This is a genomic window from Tenacibaculum sp. SM2510 (assembly GCF_057002845.1).
Genome location: NZ_CP192703.1, coordinates 2699425 through 2718803, shown reverse-complemented (window position 1 = coordinate 2718803; position 19379 = coordinate 2699425). Strand labels below are relative to the sequence as shown.

General features: G+C 31.1%; 19 protein-coding genes. 5 read left to right on the top strand and 14 right to left on the bottom strand.

Annotated features, from left to right (window positions below):
• The first annotated feature begins 61 nt into the window (after positions 1-61).
• The 4 genes from ACQ629_RS12345 to ACQ629_RS12330 are packed head-to-tail and all read left to right on the top strand — an operon-like array spanning position 62 to position 5159.
• Positions 62-742, top strand: coding sequence for a TetR/AcrR family transcriptional regulator (locus ACQ629_RS12345; RefSeq protein ID WP_483705384.1), 681 nt, complete (start codon positions 62-64; stop codon positions 740-742).
• Positions 732-2396: a peptidase domain-containing ABC transporter gene (locus ACQ629_RS12340; protein WP_483705382.1), complete on the top strand. Its 1665-nt coding sequence runs from the start codon at positions 732-734 to the stop codon at positions 2394-2396. The genes ACQ629_RS12345 and ACQ629_RS12340 overlap by 11 nt, the downstream gene beginning before the upstream one ends.
• Positions 2397-2406: 10 nt before the next feature.
• Positions 2407-3762: an HlyD family secretion protein gene (locus ACQ629_RS12335; RefSeq protein WP_483705380.1), complete on the top strand. Its 1356-nt coding sequence runs from the start codon at positions 2407-2409 to the stop codon at positions 3760-3762.
• The gene (locus ACQ629_RS12330) at positions 3762-5159 is read left to right on the top strand and encodes a TolC family protein (protein WP_483705378.1); all 1398 of its coding nucleotides are present in this window, start codon (positions 3762-3764) and stop codon (positions 5157-5159) included. The genes ACQ629_RS12335 and ACQ629_RS12330 overlap by 1 nt, the downstream gene beginning before the upstream one ends.
• Here ACQ629_RS12330 and ACQ629_RS12325 read toward each other — a convergent pair whose 3' ends face one another.
• The 12 genes from ACQ629_RS12325 to kynU all read right to left on the bottom strand — a co-directional run bounded on the left by ACQ629_RS12325 (position 5160) and on the right by kynU (position 15588).
• Positions 5160-6260, bottom strand: coding sequence for a hypothetical protein (locus ACQ629_RS12325; protein ID WP_483705376.1), 1101 nt, complete (start codon positions 6258-6260; stop codon positions 5160-5162).
• 1 nt (position 6261) lies between these two features.
• Positions 6262-7347 (bottom strand): amidohydrolase family protein, encoded by a 1086-nt coding sequence (locus ACQ629_RS12320; RefSeq protein ID WP_483705374.1) that lies wholly within the window; start codon positions 7345-7347, stop codon positions 6262-6264.
• Positions 7348-7435: 88 nt separating this feature from the next.
• Positions 7436-7963 (bottom strand): 3-hydroxyanthranilate 3,4-dioxygenase, encoded by a 528-nt coding sequence (locus ACQ629_RS12315; protein ID WP_315944622.1) that lies wholly within the window; start codon positions 7961-7963, stop codon positions 7436-7438.
• Between the two features lie 404 nt (positions 7964-8367).
• Complete coding sequence (locus tag ACQ629_RS12310; protein ID WP_483705372.1) at positions 8368-9144, bottom strand: SDR family oxidoreductase; 777 nt, start codon at positions 9142-9144, stop codon at positions 8368-8370.
• Between the two features lie 104 nt (positions 9145-9248).
• Positions 9249-9467, bottom strand: a complete 219-nt coding sequence (locus ACQ629_RS12305; RefSeq protein ID WP_483705370.1) for a DUF6500 family protein — start codon at positions 9465-9467, stop codon at positions 9249-9251.
• The gene (locus ACQ629_RS12300; protein WP_483705368.1) at positions 9460-10902 is read right to left on the bottom strand and encodes an aldehyde dehydrogenase; all 1443 of its coding nucleotides are present in this window, start codon (positions 10900-10902) and stop codon (positions 9460-9462) included. Before ACQ629_RS12300 ends, ACQ629_RS12305 begins: the two co-directional genes overlap by 8 nt.
• Before the next feature lie 17 nt (positions 10903-10919).
• Positions 10920-11312: a cupin domain-containing protein gene (locus tag ACQ629_RS12295; RefSeq protein WP_483705366.1), complete on the bottom strand. Its 393-nt coding sequence runs from the start codon at positions 11310-11312 to the stop codon at positions 10920-10922.
• A complete protein-coding gene (locus ACQ629_RS12290; protein WP_218772977.1) occupies positions 11313-11714 on the bottom strand; it encodes a RidA family protein in 402 nt (133 codons plus the stop codon). It lies immediately after the preceding gene.
• Positions 11715-11804: 90 nt separating this feature from the next.
• Positions 11805-12326, bottom strand: a complete 522-nt coding sequence (locus tag ACQ629_RS12285) for a DUF1697 domain-containing protein (RefSeq protein ID WP_483705364.1) — start codon at positions 12324-12326, stop codon at positions 11805-11807.
• 83 nt (positions 12327-12409) lie between these two features.
• Complete coding sequence (locus ACQ629_RS12280; protein ID WP_483705362.1) at positions 12410-12589, bottom strand: hypothetical protein; 180 nt, start codon at positions 12587-12589, stop codon at positions 12410-12412.
• 87 nt (positions 12590-12676) lie between these two features.
• Complete coding sequence (locus ACQ629_RS12275; protein ID WP_483705360.1) at positions 12677-14086, bottom strand: FAD-dependent oxidoreductase; 1410 nt, start codon at positions 14084-14086, stop codon at positions 12677-12679.
• A 242-nt stretch (positions 14087-14328) separates the two neighbouring features.
• Entirely contained in the window at positions 14329-15588 is a 1260-nt protein-coding gene (kynU, locus tag ACQ629_RS12270; protein ID WP_483705358.1) for a kynureninase, read from the bottom strand.
• A 152-nt stretch (positions 15589-15740) separates the two neighbouring features.
• Here kynU and ACQ629_RS12265 point away from each other — a divergent pair, with 152 nt between their 5' ends.
• The gene (locus ACQ629_RS12265) at positions 15741-16514 is read left to right on the top strand and encodes an IclR family transcriptional regulator (protein WP_483705356.1); all 774 of its coding nucleotides are present in this window, start codon (positions 15741-15743) and stop codon (positions 16512-16514) included.
• Positions 16515-16572: 58 nt separating this feature from the next.
• Here the strand turns inward: ACQ629_RS12265 and serA are convergent, their stop codons facing one another.
• Entirely contained in the window at positions 16573-18462 is a 1890-nt protein-coding gene (gene serA, locus ACQ629_RS12260) for a phosphoglycerate dehydrogenase (protein ID WP_483705354.1), read from the bottom strand.
• A gap of 94 nt (positions 18463-18556) precedes the next feature.
• On the bottom strand, positions 18557-19369 hold the full coding sequence (locus ACQ629_RS12255; protein WP_483705352.1) for a UbiA prenyltransferase family protein: 813 nt from the start codon (positions 19367-19369) through the stop codon (positions 18557-18559).
• Between the last annotated feature and the right edge of the window lie 10 nt (positions 19370-19379).

Sequence of the window (19379 nt, the reverse complement as noted above, 5' to 3'; positions counted from 1 at the left end):
ATACCTATACTTTCTTTTGTAATAGTATTACTATTATATTTGCAAGTGTAATTATTATTTTATGAAAAGTTTATTAGCTAATATTAAAATTGAAATTCCTTGTGGAATTTATATCAAAGACCCTGAAACATCTGATTTAGGAAAAAGAATTGTAGAGAACAGTATTAAGTTAATAGAAGAGATTGGTTTTGAGAACTTTACTTTTAAAAAGTTGGGGAAATTAATTGGTTCTAATGAAAGCTCTATATATAGGTATTTTGAGAGTAAACATAAACTTTTAGTTTATTTAACTTCATGGTATTGGGGTTGGGTGCAATATCAATTAGTAATAGAAACATATAGCATAAATGATCCTAAAAAAAAATTAACTAAGGCTATCGAAATAGTAACGAAGACAACTGAACAAGACAGTAATTATTCGCATATTAATGAGGTCTTGTTAAATTTAATTGTGATTAACGAAAATTCTAAATCATATTCTACAAAAGAAGTAGATACAGAAAACAAAGAAGGTTTTTTTAAACTTTACAAAGAAGTAGTTAAACGTTTAGCTAATATAATTATCAATTATAAAAACTCTTATGAACATCCTTTAACATTGGCTAGTACTGTTATTGAAGGCGCTTTACATCAGCAATTTATTAAACAACATTTTAAGTCACTAACAAATTGTAATGATACTATTTCCCCTACTTCTTTTTTTCTTAATTTAACATTAAATACTCTTTCGAATGACAGATAATACCCCATTAACTCCTTGGCAACGTTTTTTAGGCCTTTTAAAACTAGAGAGAAAAGATGTTTTACAAATATCATACTATGCTGTTTTTGAAGGTATCGTTGCTTTATCTCTTCCATTAGGAATACAAGCCATTATAAATTTATTACAAGGTGCTCAGGTTTCTGCTTCATGGATTGTTTTGGTAATATTGGTTACAATAGGAGTTGCTTTCAGTGGCGTTTTAAAACTAATGCAAATTAGGATTATAGAAACCATACAGCAACGTATTTTCACCAGAGCATCTATAGAACTTAGTTATCGATTTCCTAAAATTAAAATGAGTGAGTTAAGAAATTATTACCCGCCTGAATTGGCCAATCGTTTTTTTGATACACTTACAATTCAAAAAGGAATTTCAAAGATATTGATTGATGTTCCTTCAGCATTTTTACAGATTATTTTCGCCCTACTTTTGCTATCATTTTATCATGCTTTTTTTATATTATTTGGTTTTCTATTATTGTTATTAATCTATATTGTATTTAAATATACCGCAAAAATAGGTTTAGAGACAAGTTTAAATGAATCTAAAGACAAGTATAAAGTAGCACATTGGTTACAAGAAATAGCAAGAACTATTATTAGTTTTAAGTTATCAGGAAAAACAAAACATGCCTTAGAAAGAAGTGATGTATTGGTTAATGACTATTTAAACTCAAGAGAAAGTCATTTTAAAATATTAATCATTCAATATGTTCAAATGATTAGTTTTAAAGTTATTATTACAGCTGGCTTATTACTTATGGGAGGGTTTTTAGTATTAAATCAACAAATGAATATTGGTCAGTTTGTTGCTGCAGAAATAATTATACTATTAGTAATTGCATCAGTTGAAAAACTAATTCTTGGTTTAGAGTCTTTTTACGATGTTCTTACTTCTATTGAAAAATTAGGCCAGGTAATAGATAAACCAATTGAAAATCTAGAAGGAAGTAAGATTAGTAAAACAACACCTTTTAAAGTTGAAATTCAGAATCTTTCATATAATGTTGATAAAAAAGATTTCGCTATTTTAAATGATATCTCATTTAATGTTAATCCAAGAGATCGAATATTAATTCAAGGTGAAAGTGGCTCTGGAAAATCAAGTTTATTACAATTAATTTGCGGACTTATAAAACCTACGTCAGGAAATATATTTGTGAATGATTTATCATTAGATAGTATCCAAATTAATGACTACAGGTCTAACTTAGGTTTATCGCTATCTGAAGAAACACCTTTTAAAGGAACCATTAGAGAAAATGTAACTTTCGGTGATACTTCAATTACTGATGATGAAATTTACTCGATATTTAATATCGTTGGTTTAACTGATTTTTTAAAACATCAACCTAATGGCTTAGACACTTATTTAAAACCCGAAGGAAAACTTATTGGATACACTATTTCTAAAAAAATAATTTTAGCAAGAGCTATTATTAAAAAACCTCAACTTTTAATATTAGAAGATCCTTTAGATCAATTAGAAAAAAAAGAAGCCAAAAACATTATCGATTTCATAACAAGACCATCACAAACATGGAGCTTAATTATTGTTAGCAGTAATGATAATTGGAAAGAAAAATGCAACAAGCTAATTACCCTTAAAAAAGGTGTTATTGTTAATAATTAAATAAGATACAATGCTAAACATCTCTAACAATTCGGTTTCTAATCAAATAGATTTATCTAATTTTAAATCAGGTAAAAAAGTATTTAGAAAAGAACATCATAAATTATTTCGAAAATTTCTTCTTTTATTTTTACTTATACTAGTTGTTACCATGTTTTTACCTTGGACACAAAACGTAACTAGTTCTGGTAACGTAACGACTTTAAAACCTAACCAAAGACCACAAACCTTACAGTCTCAAATACCAGGCCGTATAGAAGAATGGTTTATTCAGGAAGGTGATTTTGTGAAAAAAGGCGATACTATTTTAAGAATATCTGAAATAAAAAGTGATTATTTCGACATCAAACTAGCTGAAAGAACAGGTAATCAATTAAACTCAAAAAACCTTTCAGGTAAGTCTTATATTAATAAAATTGAAGCTTTAAAAAGGCAAGCTTTAGCTTTAAAAAATGAACGAAAATTAAAGTTATTGCAAGCCAAAAACAAACTGCAACAAGCTTATTTAAAGGTTAAAAGCGATAGTATTGATTTAGAGACTATTATAATAAAACAAGGTATTGCTAAAATACAATACGATAGAACATATACACTACAACAAGAAGGTTTAAAAGCTGTAAAAGATGTAGAAGAAAAGAAAGCTAAGCTTCAAGAATTTTCTGCTAAGGTTATTTCTCAAAAAAATAAATTTTTAACCTCTAAAAATAATGTTATTAATGCAAACCTTACTATTTCTAGTATAGGAGCTTCTTATATAGATAAGATTTCAAAAGCTGAAAGCAGCTTGTATTCAGCTGAGTCTGGGGCATATGAAACAGCTATACAAGTTTCTAAACTAGAAACAAGTTTAGCGAATTACAACAAAAGAAACTCTTTGTTATACGTTACGGCACCACAAGATGGCTACATAAACAAAGCTATAAAATCTGGTATAGGAGAAACCTTTAAAGAAGGCGAGCAATTGGTAAATATTATGCCTGCCGTATACGACTTGGCTGTAGAAATGTATATAAAACCGATTGACTTACCACTGATACATGTTAATGAAAAAGTTCGTGTTCAGTTCGATGGTTGGCCTGCATTAGTTTTTAGTGGTTGGCCTAACATGTCTACCGGAACTTATGAAGCAAAAATAATTGCTATCGAAAATTTTATTAGTAATAATGGTAAATATCGAGTTTTAATAGCTCCAAATAACGAACTAGAACCTTGGCCAGAAGCGATTAGAATTGGTTCGGGTGCAAAAACAATAGCTTTATTAGAAAATGTACCGATTTGGTATGAATTATGGAGGCAAATTAACAGCTTTCCTCCTAATTTTTATCAACCAGAAGACACTAAAAACAGTTCAAACAAAAAGAAATAATGAAAAAATTACCCTTTCTATATCTATTCATAAGTTTTATTTCTTTTTCTCAAAATAAACCAATCAACATACTTTCTTTAGAGGAGAGTTTGGGCTATGTAAAAAAACACCACCCTGTTTTAAAACAGGCTAAACTTATTACAAATACAAACGAAGCTAAATTAATGAAAGCACGTGGTGCTTTTGACCCTAAAATAGCCATTGACTATGACAGAAAAGAGTTTAAGGATACGGATTACTACAAAAAATTAACCTCAACCTTTAAAATACCAACCTGGTATGGAATTGAATTAAAAGCTAGTTATGAAAACAATTCAGGTCAATTTTTAAATCCACAATCTAAAACCCCTAAAAATGGTTTATACAATGTGGGAGTCGCTATTCCGTTAGCCAGAAACTTATTTATTAATAAAAGAATGGCTACCTTAAAGCAAGCTAAACTGTACTCCAAACAAGGTGAATTAGAACAACAACTACTTATAAATACCATTTTATTTAACGCTATTGATTCCTATTTAAATTGGACTTTGTATTACCAACAACATATCATTTATAAGGATTATTATACCAATGCACAGGTTCGACTAAAAAACGTAATTACCAGTTTTAAAGCTGGTGATAAAGCTGCTGTAGATACTTTAGAAGCTAGTATTAATTTAAAAAGCAGAAAATTAGATTTAGAAAAAGCCAATATCAAATACATAAAATCGAAATTAGAGTTTTCTAATTATTTATGGATTGATACTAATATTCCGATGGAGTTAAAAGATGAGATGATACCTGATGTTACAACTTTTAGCAAGATGGATGTACTTTTAAAATCGACAGCAAATGCTATTGTTCTTAATAATTTAAACGATCATCCTAAGGTAAAATTATTAGAATTAAAGAGAAGAAACCTAGAAATTAACAAACAATTAAAAGTAAATAACTTGCTTCCTAAAATTGATTTTCAATACAATTTACTAAGCTCTAAAGTGGATAATATAGATGCTTTTAATGTGTCTAACTACAAAAACTCACTACAAGTTAGTGTTCCTTTATTTTTAAGAAAATCTCGAGGAGAATTAAAGTTAGCCAAACTTAAATTACAAGATTTAAATTTTGAAATATCATCTACAAAAACAAGTTTACAAAATAAAATCAACGCTACAAGGCAACAAATAGTTTCGTACGAAAAGCAAAAGAATATATTAGAAGACTTAGTTAACGGTTATAAGAAAATTGTTAAAAGCGAAGAAAGAAAATTTTCTTTAGGAGAAAGTTCGCTTTTTCTAATTAATTACCGAGAAATAAAATTAATTGAAAGTAATTTAAAAGAAGTAAAAAACAACTATGAATATGCTAAAACAAAAAGCGCACTTATTCAGTTACTAGGGCAATTAAACACCTTATAGTTATTCTTTATATTCCCCTAACAAAGCTTCGTCAATAAAAATATGTTCTGGTAAAACTCGCAAACGATATTTACTTTCTCCTATAAATGTAATTAAATCTTTGCGCTCTAATCGATCATTTTCTTCTAACTGAAGTATCGAATTTATATTATCAACGATTCTCGTTAAATAGGTTTGACTCTTAATTTCTCCTCCTGAATTTACCACAATCGATTGGCTTGTAGGTTCAGCAAACTTTCTGCGATAGGCAAAATTTAATAAGTTTTTATATTGTGTTGTTTTCGAACCAAAATCGATTTTTTCTTCATAAATACCTTTAGACGGTACACTTAATTGAATTAAAGACCAATCTAAAAATTTAATTCGAATCTCATTAGGCTTTGGTGTATGAGCTAATTGAATTACCCAACTTGTTGCCAATACTAAAAATACAGAAACCAAAGAGGTTTTGGCGATAATACGAATCATAAGGTTTACAAAATCGTTATCTAAACCAACAAACACATCATATAATTGTGATAAAAACAATAATGAAATTACAACCACTGAAATAAGTGCCACCAACTTTAAATCTCGATGCATAAAAGTTCTAAAAAAAGAAACTCCCATTAAATAACATAAAAAAGTAGTGAGTAAAACATCAGGAATTGCCGCAATTTTTACTCCGTAATAAACCTCATTACCAACAAAAAAGGACAATAACATTGTTAGTGAAGCTACCACTACGATTATAACGCCTATAATTTTTACATTCTTTTCATTCTGATAAATAAATTTTGGGGCATCGTACACATAATATAAAGCCAATAACCAAAATAAATTATTAACGGTAGATAAAATATTTACTCCTATTTGATAGCTGCTTGTTTCTGAAAAACTAAAATAACCCGCTACGTACGCCCAAATACCAGAAACTACCCAAACCAACATTCCAAAGCTTAAATACAATAAGCCTTTATCTACACGCTTTATTGTGTTTCCTTCCTCTAATACTTGTTTAAATCTATTTCTAATATTATAATAAATTGCCAACAGCAAAATAGCTCCTATAAAGGAGATAAAAATATGTGAGATATTATGAAACTGGGTAACTTCAGACATCTTACTTCAAAATTTTCGAAATCAAATCTTGTTTCGCTTTTTCATCATCACCAAACAACCAACGTAACGTATTATCTTCCCAAATTTCGTCATATTGTTTCTCGTTAATTAAGTTTCGTTCTATCGCTAAATCTAATAATTTACCTGGATACGAAGATTGTGCATCGTTTTCCATTTCACCTAACGGATACGGATCATCTAATCCCATTATTACTTGATTAGATCCTTGGCGCTCGATCATTAATTTTAACGAATCGGTATCATGAACCAAAGTATCAAAAAAGATGTTTGGATGCCCAACTGCTTTTCTAGGATGCGTTTTTCCTTCAAATAAATCAGGTCTACCGTCAAATCCCTGAATACGACGTCCTAAATTCATTTGCGCCAACTGACCACCATGTGCAAAACATGTTCTGATATTAGGAAAACGTTCTTGCATGCCGTTTAATGTATAAAAATGATATGCATCACCACATTGAGCTAGCATCCAAATTAAATGAAAGCGCCAGTTGGTATTTTCTAATTTTATCATTTTATCTCCGTCATACGGATGAATTTCAATGGCCAATTTATATTTATTTGCCAATTCGAAAATAGCATCATTTTCTTTATCGAAAACACAACGCCATTGCCCAATAGAATCCATAAAATGCGTTGGCAAACACAATACTTTTAATCCCAACTCTTCAACACAACGCTCCATTTCCCACAAAGCTCCTTGAATAAAACCAGGGTGTACCACAAAACCACAAGTAAATTTACCCGGATGATCGTGCTGTACTTTTGCATTAAAATCATTCTGAAAACGCAAGGCCTTTTTCATTTCCTCTAAACGCAAACCATTTCCATACAGTTGAGACAAATTTAAAACTACTGCATGATCTAGCTTGTTTTTTTCCATCCATCGTAATTTCTCATCTAAGAAAAAACTAGAATCTGTTACCGGTCGTTTCCAACCTTTTTGTAACATGTGTTTGCGCTCATCATCTACCCAAAAAATTTCTTTCTCCCTCATAAAAGCAGGAATCTGCTCTGGGTAAGGTAATAAATGTGAATGTCCGTTTATACGTAGTTTTCTTTTTGTCATGATTTTGTTATTGCAATTTTACAAAGTAATTTTTATGCTTGTAATCAAATTACTTCATTCGTTCCTCATTCGTAATGACGATACTTTTTTATTTAATCTTCTTTGGCGCTTCCATTATTGTTCCGCAATTAGAGCAGGTACATTTTTGTTTATCAGAATAATAGGTGTCAAAAATAATAGGCATATCTGTTTCAATATTATCTAATGCAAACTCTTCTCTGTATAACTGATTTCCACAGTTTTCACAATACCATTCTAAAGCATCTAACATTCCTTCCGAACGCGGATATTCAATTACTAAACCAACCGTGTTTTCTTTTCGCTGTGGCGAATGTGGCACTTTTCCTGGCAATAAATAAATATCACCTTCATTAATTTCAACATCAATCATTGTACCTTTATCATCTATGATTTTTAAAATCATATCTCCTTCAACCTGATAGAAAAACTCAGGTGTTTCATTATAATGATAATCTTTTCTATTGTTTGGCCCACCAACAACCATAACAATATACTCACCATTATCCCATACCTGTTTATTACCAACTGGCGGTTTTAATAAATGACGGTTTTCATCAATCCACTTTTTAAAATTTAAAGGCTGTACTAAACTCATATCTCTATTTTTTTTTGGCGTTCCCTAAAGGTCGGACTTTTCGCTATATCTTTTTATGTCATTATAAAGAAAATTTTTATCTTTCTATGACATCTCCTAATCTACAAAGAGATTACTTCGTTTTACTCGTAATGACGCCATTTTATTAACTTATAAAAAGGATGCCGCTGCAATCCCTAACGCGAAATTTGTTTCTAAATTACAAACTTTTTATCTCTTTATAAATAATCCTCCAATTCGCTTTTATAACAAACCTCAACAAACAAGTTTAGCCCTGATTGAGTGGTTTGTTTGAGCTCTTTTTTGCTGTCAGTTCGAGTAAATTTGTAAAGTATGAACAAATTTGTATCGGGAACAGCAGCAAAAAAGCGAGTAGCGAAAGCAGGAAATAGCTTCTAAAAAAATTACAAACTCTTTGTTCTACCTCCATCAACCGGAACGTTAATTCCGTTAATAAAACTTGCTTTTTCACTTGCTAAGAACACAATTGCATTGGCAATTTCTTCTGGCTTTGCAAAACGTTTTGCTGGTGAAGCATTCATCATGTTTTCTGAAACCACCTCAACAGACATTCCTGTTTTAGCTGCTTTATTATTTATAATTTCTTTTAAACGTTCAGTTCCTGTTGCGCCTGGCAACACGTTGTTTACTGTAATATTAAACTGCCCCAGTTCGTTTGCCAATGTTTTAGACCAGCTAGCAACGGCACCACGAATAGTATTCGACACTCCCAAGCCATCTAAAGGTTGTTTTACTGAGGTAGAAATCACATTAATTACCCTACCAAAACCTGCTTCTTTCATAAACGGAACCAAGGCTTGTACTAGTACATGATTGCACTTTAAATGTTGTGTAAATGCACGTTCAAACTCATCTAATTGCGCATTAAATACTGGTCCTCCTGCTGGGCCACCTGTATTGTTTACCAAAATGTGAAAATTTAAATCACTTGCTTCAATCTTTTCTTTCAATTCTGATGGATTCGAAAAGTCAGCAACAATATAATTATGTTGCTGATTGTTATTTGGTAATTCTGCCAAAACAGCTTTCAACTTCTCTTCGTTACGAGCAATCAACGTTACGTTTACACCTTCTGATGCCAAACCAATTGCCGATGCTTTTCCTATTCCTTGCGTGCTTCCGCAAACCAAGGCATTTTTATTCTGTATGTTTAAATTCATTTTTTTAGATTGTATTATAGATGTCAGATCGAGCGCAGTCGAGAACCATTTATAGTTGATTTTTTAATAACCTCTCGACTGCGCTCGAGCTGACGGCCAAACTTTTAATTATTATTCTGAATCATTGTTTTAATTTTAACCGCTTTTTCAAAGTGATCTAACTCATGAGTTTCAATCCACCATTTTGCGACTTCCATCAATAATTTCGGATTGTCATTTTTATTTTTAAAAAACGCGTAAAAAGACAAACCTACATTGGTTCCTTTTTTTGCAATCTTCTCATCACAAACATCAATAATTTTTTGTTGCATTTCTTTATTCATAACTAATACAAATATTTTTAGGTTCTGTAAAAAAACGTAAGGCTTCAAAACCGCCTTCTCGCCCTACTCCGCTTTCTTTTTGTCCGCCAAAAGGCGTTCTTAAATCTCGTAACAACCATGTGTTCACCCAAACAATTCCTGCATGAACTTGTTTAGAAATTTGCATGGTTCTGTTTAAGTTATTTGTCCATATCGTTGCAGACAGTCCGTATTTAACATCATTTGCCAATTGCAAAGCTTCTGTATCCGTTTTAAACGGCATTATGGTAACCACAGGTCCAAAAATTTCTTCTTGATTTAACCTGCATTTATTATCAGAAACTTCAATAATTGTGGGCTGTAGATAATAACCGTTTTCACTGTCTGTGACAGTCACAGTTTCACCTCCAAAAAGAATCTTTCCGCCTTCTTGCTCAGCAATATCAATATACGATTTCACTTTTTCTAAATGTTGTTTAGAAACTAATGCTCCTATATTTGTATCATTATTCGCTGGATTCCCTACTTTTAATTCAGATACTTTTTGAACGAAATCTTTTTTAAATCGTTCATATATTTTTTCTTCTACAAAAATTCTACTTCCGCATAAACAAATCTGCCCCTGATTTGCAAATGAAGAACGAACAGTAGTTGCTAACATTTTATCGTAATCGCAATCTGCAAAAATTAAATTCGGATTCTTACCTCCTAACTCTAATGATAGTTTCTTAAACATTGGTGCCGCCACTCGTGCAATATGTGCCCCTGTGGTTGTTCCGCCTGTAAAAGAAATTGCTTTAATATTCGGATGTTCTACAATTGCTTGTCCTGTTGTGGTTCCCAATCCGTGAACAATATTTAATACGCCTTTCGGGAGGCCAGCTTCTGTACAAATCTCACTCAATAAATAAGCAGTCATTGGTGTTACTTCGCTTGGTTTTGCAACAACGCAATTTCCTGCAGCAATTGCCGGAGCAATTTTCCAAGTAAATAAATACAACGGTAAATTCCACGGAGAAATACAACCTACTACTCCGATTGGCTGACGCATTGTAAAATTCATGGCATTTAAACCAACACTTTCATGTGCTTCGGATGAAAACTGTGTGATTGCATTTGCAAAAAACTGAAAATTACTTGACGCTCTCGGAATGTCTATCTGAGTAGCTAAGCTCACTGGTTTTCCGTTATCTTTAGACTCTGCTGCTGCTAAAAAAGATAACTTTTCTTTTATCAATGTTGCAATCTTTGATAAGATGCTACTTCTCTCGTCTAAAGATGTATTTGACCAACTAGGAAAAGCATCTGCTGCTGCTTTATAAGCTAACTCAACATCTTCTTTGGTTGAATTCGGAATTTGAGAATATACTTCTCCTTTTGATGGATTGTAATTATCAATCCATCTGTCAGCAACAGGAGAAATGAGTTTACCGTTTATGTAGTTTTGTATATTCACTTTATTTTTTTATTAATCTATTTATATTCAATAATTAAAAAAACGGCAGTTTCATCACCAATATTTACGACTTCATGCGATGATCTCTCATCTTTTGAAAAACTAGAACCTGTTGCCACATTAACCTCTCTAGTTCCTTTAGCATCTTTAATTTTAAATCTGCTTCCAGCCAGCGTATAACCAAAATGTTTGTTATGATAATGTTTCTCATGGCCAACTCCTGGAGGAAAAGTACATTTTAACACTCTTAATTCAGCATTATCTTTTAATACTTCACAAACCTTTTCTCCTTTCCAACCAGCTTCTAAAGGATCTGGCAGTTTCGTTTTAGGCTTACATGATGATAAACCAATAATAAAAAAACAAAAAACTATCTTTTTTATATTGATACTTCTTTTTAATATAGCCATCTATTGCTTTTTATACGCCATTACTTTAATCTCCACCACTAAATCTGGATGTGGTAATTGATGTACAGCAACTGTTGTGCGCGTTGGGCCTGTTTCTTTCTCAAAGAACTCTCCGTAGGCTTTATTATAACCTGCAAAATCATTCATGTTTACCAAAAAAGAAGTTACATCAACCACGTCTTTAATACTTGCCCCAACGGTTTGTAATGTCTTATCGATATTCTTTAAAACTTCGCGTGTTTGTATTTCTGCATCTAACTTTTTAGTATTCATTTCGTCAATCAACTCCACACCTGCTATCGTATTGTCTGACCGCCTTGAACTTGTTCCTGAAACAAAAATAAAATCTCCCACAACTTTTACGTGTGGATATGCGCCTCTTGGTGTTACTTTTTTTTCCATACTTACTTTTGTCTGGTCGAGCGCAGTCGAGACCTCTTTATATTCTTTATTTTTAAAAACCTCTCGACTGCGCTCGAGGTAATATTTTAGTTATTTTTCTGCTAACTCCAACAGTTTAAGTGTTGTTCTTAAATTCCTTGTTGTTGCAATTGCATTAAGCTTTTTCTCAATAAGGTTATTTGTCAATTTTGTTTTACCAAAACCTGTCGGACAATATAAATACACAACATCATTATCTATCCTGCACTTATCTTCTCCTATATTCTTAACTTCAACTTTAGATATTTCTGTTTTTTTATCTAAGAATGTAAAGGCTACTATTTTTTCATTTTCAACTGAAAAAGGATAATTTTTAATCGCTTTTTTCCATTCAGAAACTGTTCTAATAATCACAGGAACATCGTAACCGAATTCATTAAAAATTGCTTCTTTTATTTTTTTACAAACTTCTGTTTTACTTTCATCAGATTCTAAAATAACATTTCCACTTTGAATATAGGTTTGTACATTTTGAAATTGTAAATCGTTTAACAACTCACGTAAATCTAACATCGGGAGTTTATTTTTTCCCGATACATTTATTCCGCGTAGTAAAACAATGTACTTTTTCATTTTTATTTTTATTAACCTCTCGACTACACTTAAGGCGATATTTTTATCCTTTTCCGTAATGTCAGTTCGAGCGCAGTCGAGAACTATTTATTATCTGGATTATATTTATGATGAGTTGCATTTCTACATTCTGATAGAATCCCTAACATGTCAAAATCTTCATTCGCTACTGCCAACTTCTTTTTACTGCTCCACTTTTTTATCTTTTTCTCGAAATATAAACCATCAGCACATTTAATAATATAAACATAATACGTTTTCATAATTAACCTCTCATTAAACTTCGTTTACTACTTTCAACTAAAATATATTTTAATTTCAGTAATGCTCGAGGAGACATTTAAATTCATTTACAATCCTGCTATTTTATCCTCTTCTAAAATATCGTTTGTTTCTTCTTTTACCTTTTCTAAAATAACCTTTAACTCTTCTTTTGTCATATTTAAATGCGTGTGAACTTCATCATCTACAATTAAATTTAATAAAGCTTTGTCTTGCGCTCTTCCGCGTTTCATGGCCTCATTATAGCTTATCTCTTCGTTAAAAGTTACCAATGAATATTTAGAAAAATATTGATCCGGAAAATTTTTCTCTAAATCCTTTTCTATTTTTTGTTTTTCTTTAAATAACGGATTTGCAACATGATCTTTCATCTCATGAAAATTATCAATTGCTAAATCTGCAATAGCATCGGTGTCTTGTTTTCTTGCTTTTTCATACCTTTTAAAAACTGTTTCCCAATCACCTAAATCTTGATTTAATATTTCATCAAAAACTGTTACATCTTCAAAAGACGCATTCATTCCTTGTCCGTAAAACGGAACAATAGCATGTGCTGCATCTCCTAATAAAATGGTTTTATTTTGATAATGCCATGGCGAACACTTTACTGTACCTAGCGCTCCCGTTGGATTATTCAAAAACTCATCTTTTATACTCGGAATTAACTTTAATGCATCCGGAAACTGTGTTTCAAAGAAGTTTGTTATCTTTTCTTCAGTAGTTAAATTATTAAAATTGTATTCCCCTTCATCATAACTTAAAAACAAGGTTACTGTAAAGCTTCCATCCATATTTGGTAATGCTATTAGCATATACTCTCCTCGAGGCCAAATATGTAAATGCTCTTTACTTATTTTGTGCTTTCCTAACGCATCTGCAGGAATTTCCAATTCTTTATATCCGTGTGACAGGTAATTTTGAGAATAACTGAACAAAAATTTTCTTTCTAAATAATAACTTTTTCTCAATATAGAACCAGCTCCATCTGTTCCGAAAATCACATCCGCATTTATAGAAAACTCTTCTTTTGTTTTATAATCTTTAAAATGTGCAATGGTATTTTCTATGTCTATTGAACTACATTTCTTATTAAAATGAATGGTTACATTCTCATGTTTTTCAGCTTCAGTTAATAAAATACCGTTTAAATCGCCACGTGAAATTGAATTGATATACTCTCCTTCTCTTCCAGAGTAATTAGACGCAAAAGTATTTCCTTTGATATCATGCATTAATCGACCATACATCGGAATGCAAATTTCTTTGGCTTTATCTTCAACACCCGCTAAGCGCAATGCTTTAAATCCCCGATCAGACAATGCTAAGTTTATGGATCTTCCTGCAGAAATATCTGTAGTTCTTAAATCTGGCCTGCTTTCATAAACAGTGACTTTAAAGCCTCTTTGAGCTAAACGCAAAGCCAATAAACTTCCGCATAAACCTGCTCCTATAATTAGTATGTTATCTTTTTTATTCATTTTATATTCGTGTCAGTTCGAGCGCAGTCGAGAACTAGTTAAAACCTCTCGACTGCGCTCGAGGGGACATTATATGTATATTGTAAAATATATTATTTAAACATTTTATACAGCAATCTTATTCCTAAAAAAGCAAAAATTATTAACGCTGGAATTTCAATAATTCCCATTTTTCCCTCATTAAAACGCTGTCTACAATTAATAAACACCTCTCGACTGCGATCGAGGAAATCTTTTTAGTTTTACAACAATCCTTTTAATATTGAAACCATCTTATAGACATCTTCAAAAGAATTATACATTGGCACTGGTGCACAACGAATAACATCTGGTTCTCTCCAATCGGTAATAATATTATTTTCTGTTAGCTTTTTATGCAAACTTTTATCTGCATTTTTTACTTGAATAGATAATTGACAACCTCTTTCTTTTGGATTAGATGGTGTAATTATCTTAATACTATCAGAACCTATTTGATTGATTAAAAACTCAAAATATCCTGTTAGCTTTTCTGATTTCTCTCGTAAAGCTTCCATACCAACCTCAGCAAACATATCTAAAGAAGCTTTAATCGCTGCCATAGATAATATTGGCGGGTTACTTAATTGCCAACCTTCTGCTCCTGCCATTACATCGAATGGTTGGCGCATGTTAAATCGTGTTTCTTTATTATGATTCCACCATCCTGAAAAACGTGGTAACTCTTTATTCTCTGCATGTTTTTCATGCACAAATAATCCGCCTAAACTTCCTGGACCAGAATTTAAATATTTATAAGTACACCAAGCTGCAAAATCTACTCCCGAATCATGTAATTCTGGAGAAATATTACCCGCTCCGTGTGCTAAATCTATTCCAACAAAACATTCTTTTGAATGCCCTATTTCAGCAATACGTTTTAAATCTAAATATTGACCCGTGTAATAATTAACGCCTCCTATTAACAACAATGCAATTTCATCTCCTTGCTCAGAAACAATCGTTTCTAAATCTTCAATATTTAATAATTCTTCTCCTGCTCTTGGTCTCCACTCAATCAATCCTTCTACTACATCAAAACCATGGAATTTCAATTGAGATTGTACAGCATACCTATCCGAAGGAAAAGCATCAGACTCAATTACAATTTTATATTTCTTTTTTGTTGGTTGATAAAAAGATACCATTAACAAATGTAAGTTAGTCGTTAGAGTATTCATCACCACAACTTCTAGTGGTTTCGCTCCCACTATTTTTGCCATATTCTCTGTTAAAAACTCATGATAAGGCAACCAAGGTGTATTTCCTTCAAAATGACCTTCAACTCCGTAATTAGCCCAGTCATCTAATTCTTGTTGAATATATTTTTGAGTATTTTTAGGTTGCAACCCAAGCGAGTTCCCTGTAAAATACAACCACTCATTACCTTCTTTATCTTTAGGTATATGAAATTGATTGCGTAAATGCGCTAGTTTATCTTCTTTATCTTGTTGTTGTGCGTAATCGAGAGTTGCTTTATACATGCTTCTTTTTATTTCAAAAAACCTTTCTTTTTAAACACTAAAGATACTTGATTTTAAAACAAATCAAAAAACAAAAGTGTTTCACTAAATGAAACGGTGTTTTATAAATTTACACTTTTTTATTATATTAGCAAAAATGATTAACAAAAATAATGATTGACAACAAAAATTTAAACCAATCAATTATAAAAGCGTTTACTGTTTTAGATGCTTTTACAAATGATAAAAAGGAATGGGGTGTTCGTGAATTAGCTAATAAAACAGGCTATAATAAAAGTACAACCTATAGATTATTAAGCACCTTGGTTTCTTTAAATGTTATACATCAAAATGAGAATGAAAAATATTGTTTAGGTAGTAAACTTTTTGAACTAGGAAATCGTGTTTCTTTATACCAATCTTTAATTACAGTTACCAATCAACCTATAAAAAACGTAGCTTTAGAAATACAAGAAACAGTACTTCTTGGTATTTTAAAAGAAGAGCGAGTTTTTTACGTAAATAAAGCGGATAGCTTACAAGGGTTAAAAATAAGCACTTCAATTGGTTCTTATCAACCTATTCATGCAACTGCTTCAGGAAAATTATTATTAGCTTTTTCTTCTATTGAAAAACAAGAAACCTATTTTAAAAACAATCCCTTAGCTAAATACACTCAAAAAACAATTACCAAAACATCTGAGTTAAAATCAAAACTTAAAAACATAAAAAAACAAGGCTATTCTTTAGATTTAGAAGAGTTTGAATTAGGCTTAATATGTATAGCGATTCCAATTTTTAATAAAAAAGGAAATGCGATTGCTTGTATAAGTGCTTCTGGCCCTTCTAGTCGCTTTAAATTAGAAAACGTACAGCGTTACATTTCTATTTTAAAAAAAGGAGCCGCTTTAATTGAAACATCATTACAAGATTCCGATTCATTATAAAAAAAGAGCCTTGTAATCTTTTACAAGGCTCTTTTATATATGAGAATATTATTATTTTTTAATATAATACTCTAAACTTAATTGTACCGTCTATTTCACGAAGCTTAGCTATTACTTCTTCATTATATTCTTTATCAACATCGGTAATTACATACCCTACTTTAGAATCTGTAGATAAATATTGACCAGTAATATTTAGTTCGTACTTCGCCAATTCTTTATTAATTTTTGCCATTACACCAGGTACGTTTTTATGAATATGTAAGAAACGATGTGCATTTGTTTGACGTGGCAATCTTATATTCGGAAAATTAACTGCATCTACAGTATTACCAGAATTAATATATGCCATAATTTTACTTGGTACAAAATCAGCTATATCTCTTTGTGCTTCCTCTGTACTTCCACCAACATGTGGCGTTAGAATAACATTACTTAACCCTTTTAATTCCGTTAAAAAATCACCATTTTTAGCTGGTTCTTCCGGATATACATCTACTGCACAACCTGCTATTTTACCTGATTTTAAGGCTTCAACTAAAGCATCTACATCTACCACAAACCCTCTAGAAAGATTTACAAAATGAACACCTTCTTTCATTTGAGCTATCTCCTCTTTACCTATATAATTTTTATTCGCTGCATTATCATCTATATGTAAAGTAACAACATCAGAAATATTTAACAGCTCTTTTAAAGTACTAATTTTTGTTGCATTTCCTAAAGCCAACTTATCTTCAACATCATAATAATAAACATCCATTCCTAAAGCTTCTGCTAAAACAGACAATTGTTTACCGATGTTTCCGTAACCAACAATTCCTAATTTTTTACCACGAACCTCTCTTGACCCTTCTGCTGTTTTATTCCATTGACCATTATGTAACTCTGTGCTTCGTTGAAATACACTACGCATTAACATAATAATTTCTCCGATTGCCAATTCAACTACAGAACGCGTATTACTATATGGCGCATTAAAAACTACGACTCCGTTTTCTTTACAAGCTTCTAAATCTATTTGTTTTGTACCAATACAAAAAGCAGAAACAACCATTAATTTTTCGGAAGCTACAATCACTTTTTTGGTTACTTGTGTTTTAGAACGAATACCTAAAACATGTACGTCTTTAATTTTTTCAATCAATTCATCTTCTGACAAACTTTTAGAAACTGTTTCTACAGAAAACCCATCTCCTGACAACTTAGTAAATGCATCTGGATGGACGTTTTCTAATAATAAAATCTTAATTCTATTCTTTGGATATGATATATTTCTTGGCAAATTGTTTAGGTATAAAAATTCATCTAAATTAGGTGTAATATAATCGGCATTAGCAATTGTTTTTTCTCTGGAAACATTTTCGGTATATGCAAAGAACTTATCGGCAACACCAGCTTTTTTAGTAACTGCATCACTATATCCGTCTCCAATTACCTGAATCTCACCTTCAAGATTCATGTTTTGAAGGCATTCAATTTTTCCATCGTGTTTAGATAATGGGTTTTCAGTATCAAACCCAACAATTAAATCATTTTCATTAAACTTAAAAGTATTTGCAAAAACTCTCTCAGAAGGGATATTATACGCTGCTACTATCGGATCTATAAACTCCTTAAAACCAGCTGATATCACATAAATATCTTCTGAGAATTTTTCAAAAAATTCTTTATTGCTTTCAATAGAACGAGAAACTTTCTGTTTTAACTCTTTAATTAATAGCGGTAAGTCAGATTTTTTAGCGTTAAGTAGTTTAATCCTTTTCCCTAAAGACTCAGGAAAAGAAATCTCTCCGTCAATACCTTGGTTCGTGATTTTAACTATCTCTTTAATAATATCTGCCTTTTTAGAATTACCTATTAAAGTGATTTCCGCTAAAACATCTAACGCCTCTACTCTTGTAAGTGTACTATCGAAATCGAAAACAAAACTTCTTTTTGGTGCCATTGTATTGAATTACTGGTAAGCAACCAAAAGTACAAATGATATTAAAAAAGAAGCTTATTATGAATGAAGATTTTTATTTTTTATCAACATTAATTTAAACGATTGATAAAAGCAACCACCAAACTATCGGAATTGATTCCACTATAAAGGAACTGTAATATTTAGATTTTTTTTCTGATGACCTCATCAATAATATTAAAACAGTCATAAAAACCAATAAAAAAACAGTTCTAAAACTAGCGTTTGGTGCTATCATAAACTCTAATAGCAGGCAAAAAACTAATAATATATATCCTAGTTTTTTTGTTTTTTCTATTCCTATTTTTTTTGGTATTGTTTGTAATGAAACAGCATCATATTTTACATCTCTAATATCAAAAGGTAAAATTAAAACCATCACTAATAAAAACCGCTGCATGATAGTTATATAAAATTGATTTGAAAATTCAATATTCGCATCATAAATAGGCAAAAAAACGGTTATCCCTGCCCATACAAAAGCAACAATTATAATTTTTAAATATCCAATACTTCTTAAATTTTTTTGAAACCCACTAAAAAAAGGAATTGCATACAAAAAGGTTAAGAATCCGAAAGGAGCAAAAATTAATAATGTTTTTGTATTTAATTTACTGGCATAAAAACACATCAGCAAGAAACAAATTAAAGAAAATATTTGAATTATTTTTAAATGCGTAGTTAAACTTCTGTGATGCAATTTGGCAACCCCCGCATATTTAACAAAGTTATACCCAGTAATTGTTCCGAAAAAAAGAAAAAAACCTAGTGATTCATTACAGGTAAATCCAAAATATAATTCAGTAACCTTAACAAAAGCAAACACTGCTAAAGCTACATGAATACTAGCATTTATATAAAAATTAAGCACTTGTTTTAAAACCCTCATTACACAAAAA

Bases quoted from the DNA above. Each gene is read 5' to 3' on its own strand.
- ACQ629_RS12345 (WP_483705384.1), top strand. From the start codon at position 62: ATGAAAAGTTTATTAGCTAATATTAAAATTGAAATTCCTTGTGGAATT.
- ACQ629_RS12340 (WP_483705382.1), top strand. From the start codon at position 732: ATGACAGATAATACCCCATTAACTCCTTGGCAACGTTTTTTAGGCCTT.
- ACQ629_RS12335 (WP_483705380.1), top strand. From the start codon at position 2,407: ATGCTAAACATCTCTAACAATTCGGTTTCTAATCAAATAGATTTATCT.
- ACQ629_RS12330 (WP_483705378.1), top strand. From the start codon at position 3,762: ATGAAAAAATTACCCTTTCTATATCTATTCATAAGTTTTATTTCTTTT.
- ACQ629_RS12325 (WP_483705376.1), bottom strand. From the start codon at position 6,260: ATGTCTGAAGTTACCCAGTTTCATAATATCTCACATATTTTTATCTCC.
- ACQ629_RS12320 (WP_483705374.1), bottom strand. From the start codon at position 7,347: ATGACAAAAAGAAAACTACGTATAAACGGACATTCACATTTATTACCT.
- ACQ629_RS12315 (WP_315944622.1), bottom strand. From the start codon at position 7,963: ATGAGTTTAGTACAGCCTTTAAATTTTAAAAAGTGGATTGATGAAAAC.
- ACQ629_RS12310 (WP_483705372.1), bottom strand. From the start codon at position 9,144: ATGAATTTAAACATACAGAATAAAAATGCCTTGGTTTGCGGAAGCACG.
- ACQ629_RS12305 (WP_483705370.1), bottom strand. From the start codon at position 9,467: ATGAATAAAGAAATGCAACAAAAAATTATTGATGTTTGTGATGAGAAG.
- ACQ629_RS12295 (WP_483705366.1), bottom strand. From the start codon at position 11,312: ATGGCTATATTAAAAAGAAGTATCAATATAAAAAAGATAGTTTTTTGT.
- ACQ629_RS12290 (WP_218772977.1), bottom strand. From the start codon at position 11,714: ATGGAAAAAAAAGTAACACCAAGAGGCGCATATCCACACGTAAAAGTT.
- ACQ629_RS12285 (WP_483705364.1), bottom strand. From the start codon at position 12,326: ATGAAAAAGTACATTGTTTTACTACGCGGAATAAATGTATCGGGAAAA.
- ACQ629_RS12280 (WP_483705362.1), bottom strand. From the start codon at position 12,589: ATGAAAACGTATTATGTTTATATTATTAAATGTGCTGATGGTTTATAT.
- ACQ629_RS12275 (WP_483705360.1), bottom strand. From the start codon at position 14,086: ATGAATAAAAAAGATAACATACTAATTATAGGAGCAGGTTTATGCGGA.
- kynU (WP_483705358.1), bottom strand. From the start codon at position 15,588: ATGTATAAAGCAACTCTCGATTACGCACAACAACAAGATAAAGAAGAT.
- ACQ629_RS12265 (WP_483705356.1), top strand. From the start codon at position 15,741: ATGATTGACAACAAAAATTTAAACCAATCAATTATAAAAGCGTTTACT.
- serA (WP_483705354.1), bottom strand. From the start codon at position 18,462: ATGGCACCAAAAAGAAGTTTTGTTTTCGATTTCGATAGTACACTTACA.
- ACQ629_RS12255 (WP_483705352.1), bottom strand. From the start codon at position 19,369: ATGAGGGTTTTAAAACAAGTGCTTAATTTTTATATAAATGCTAGTATT.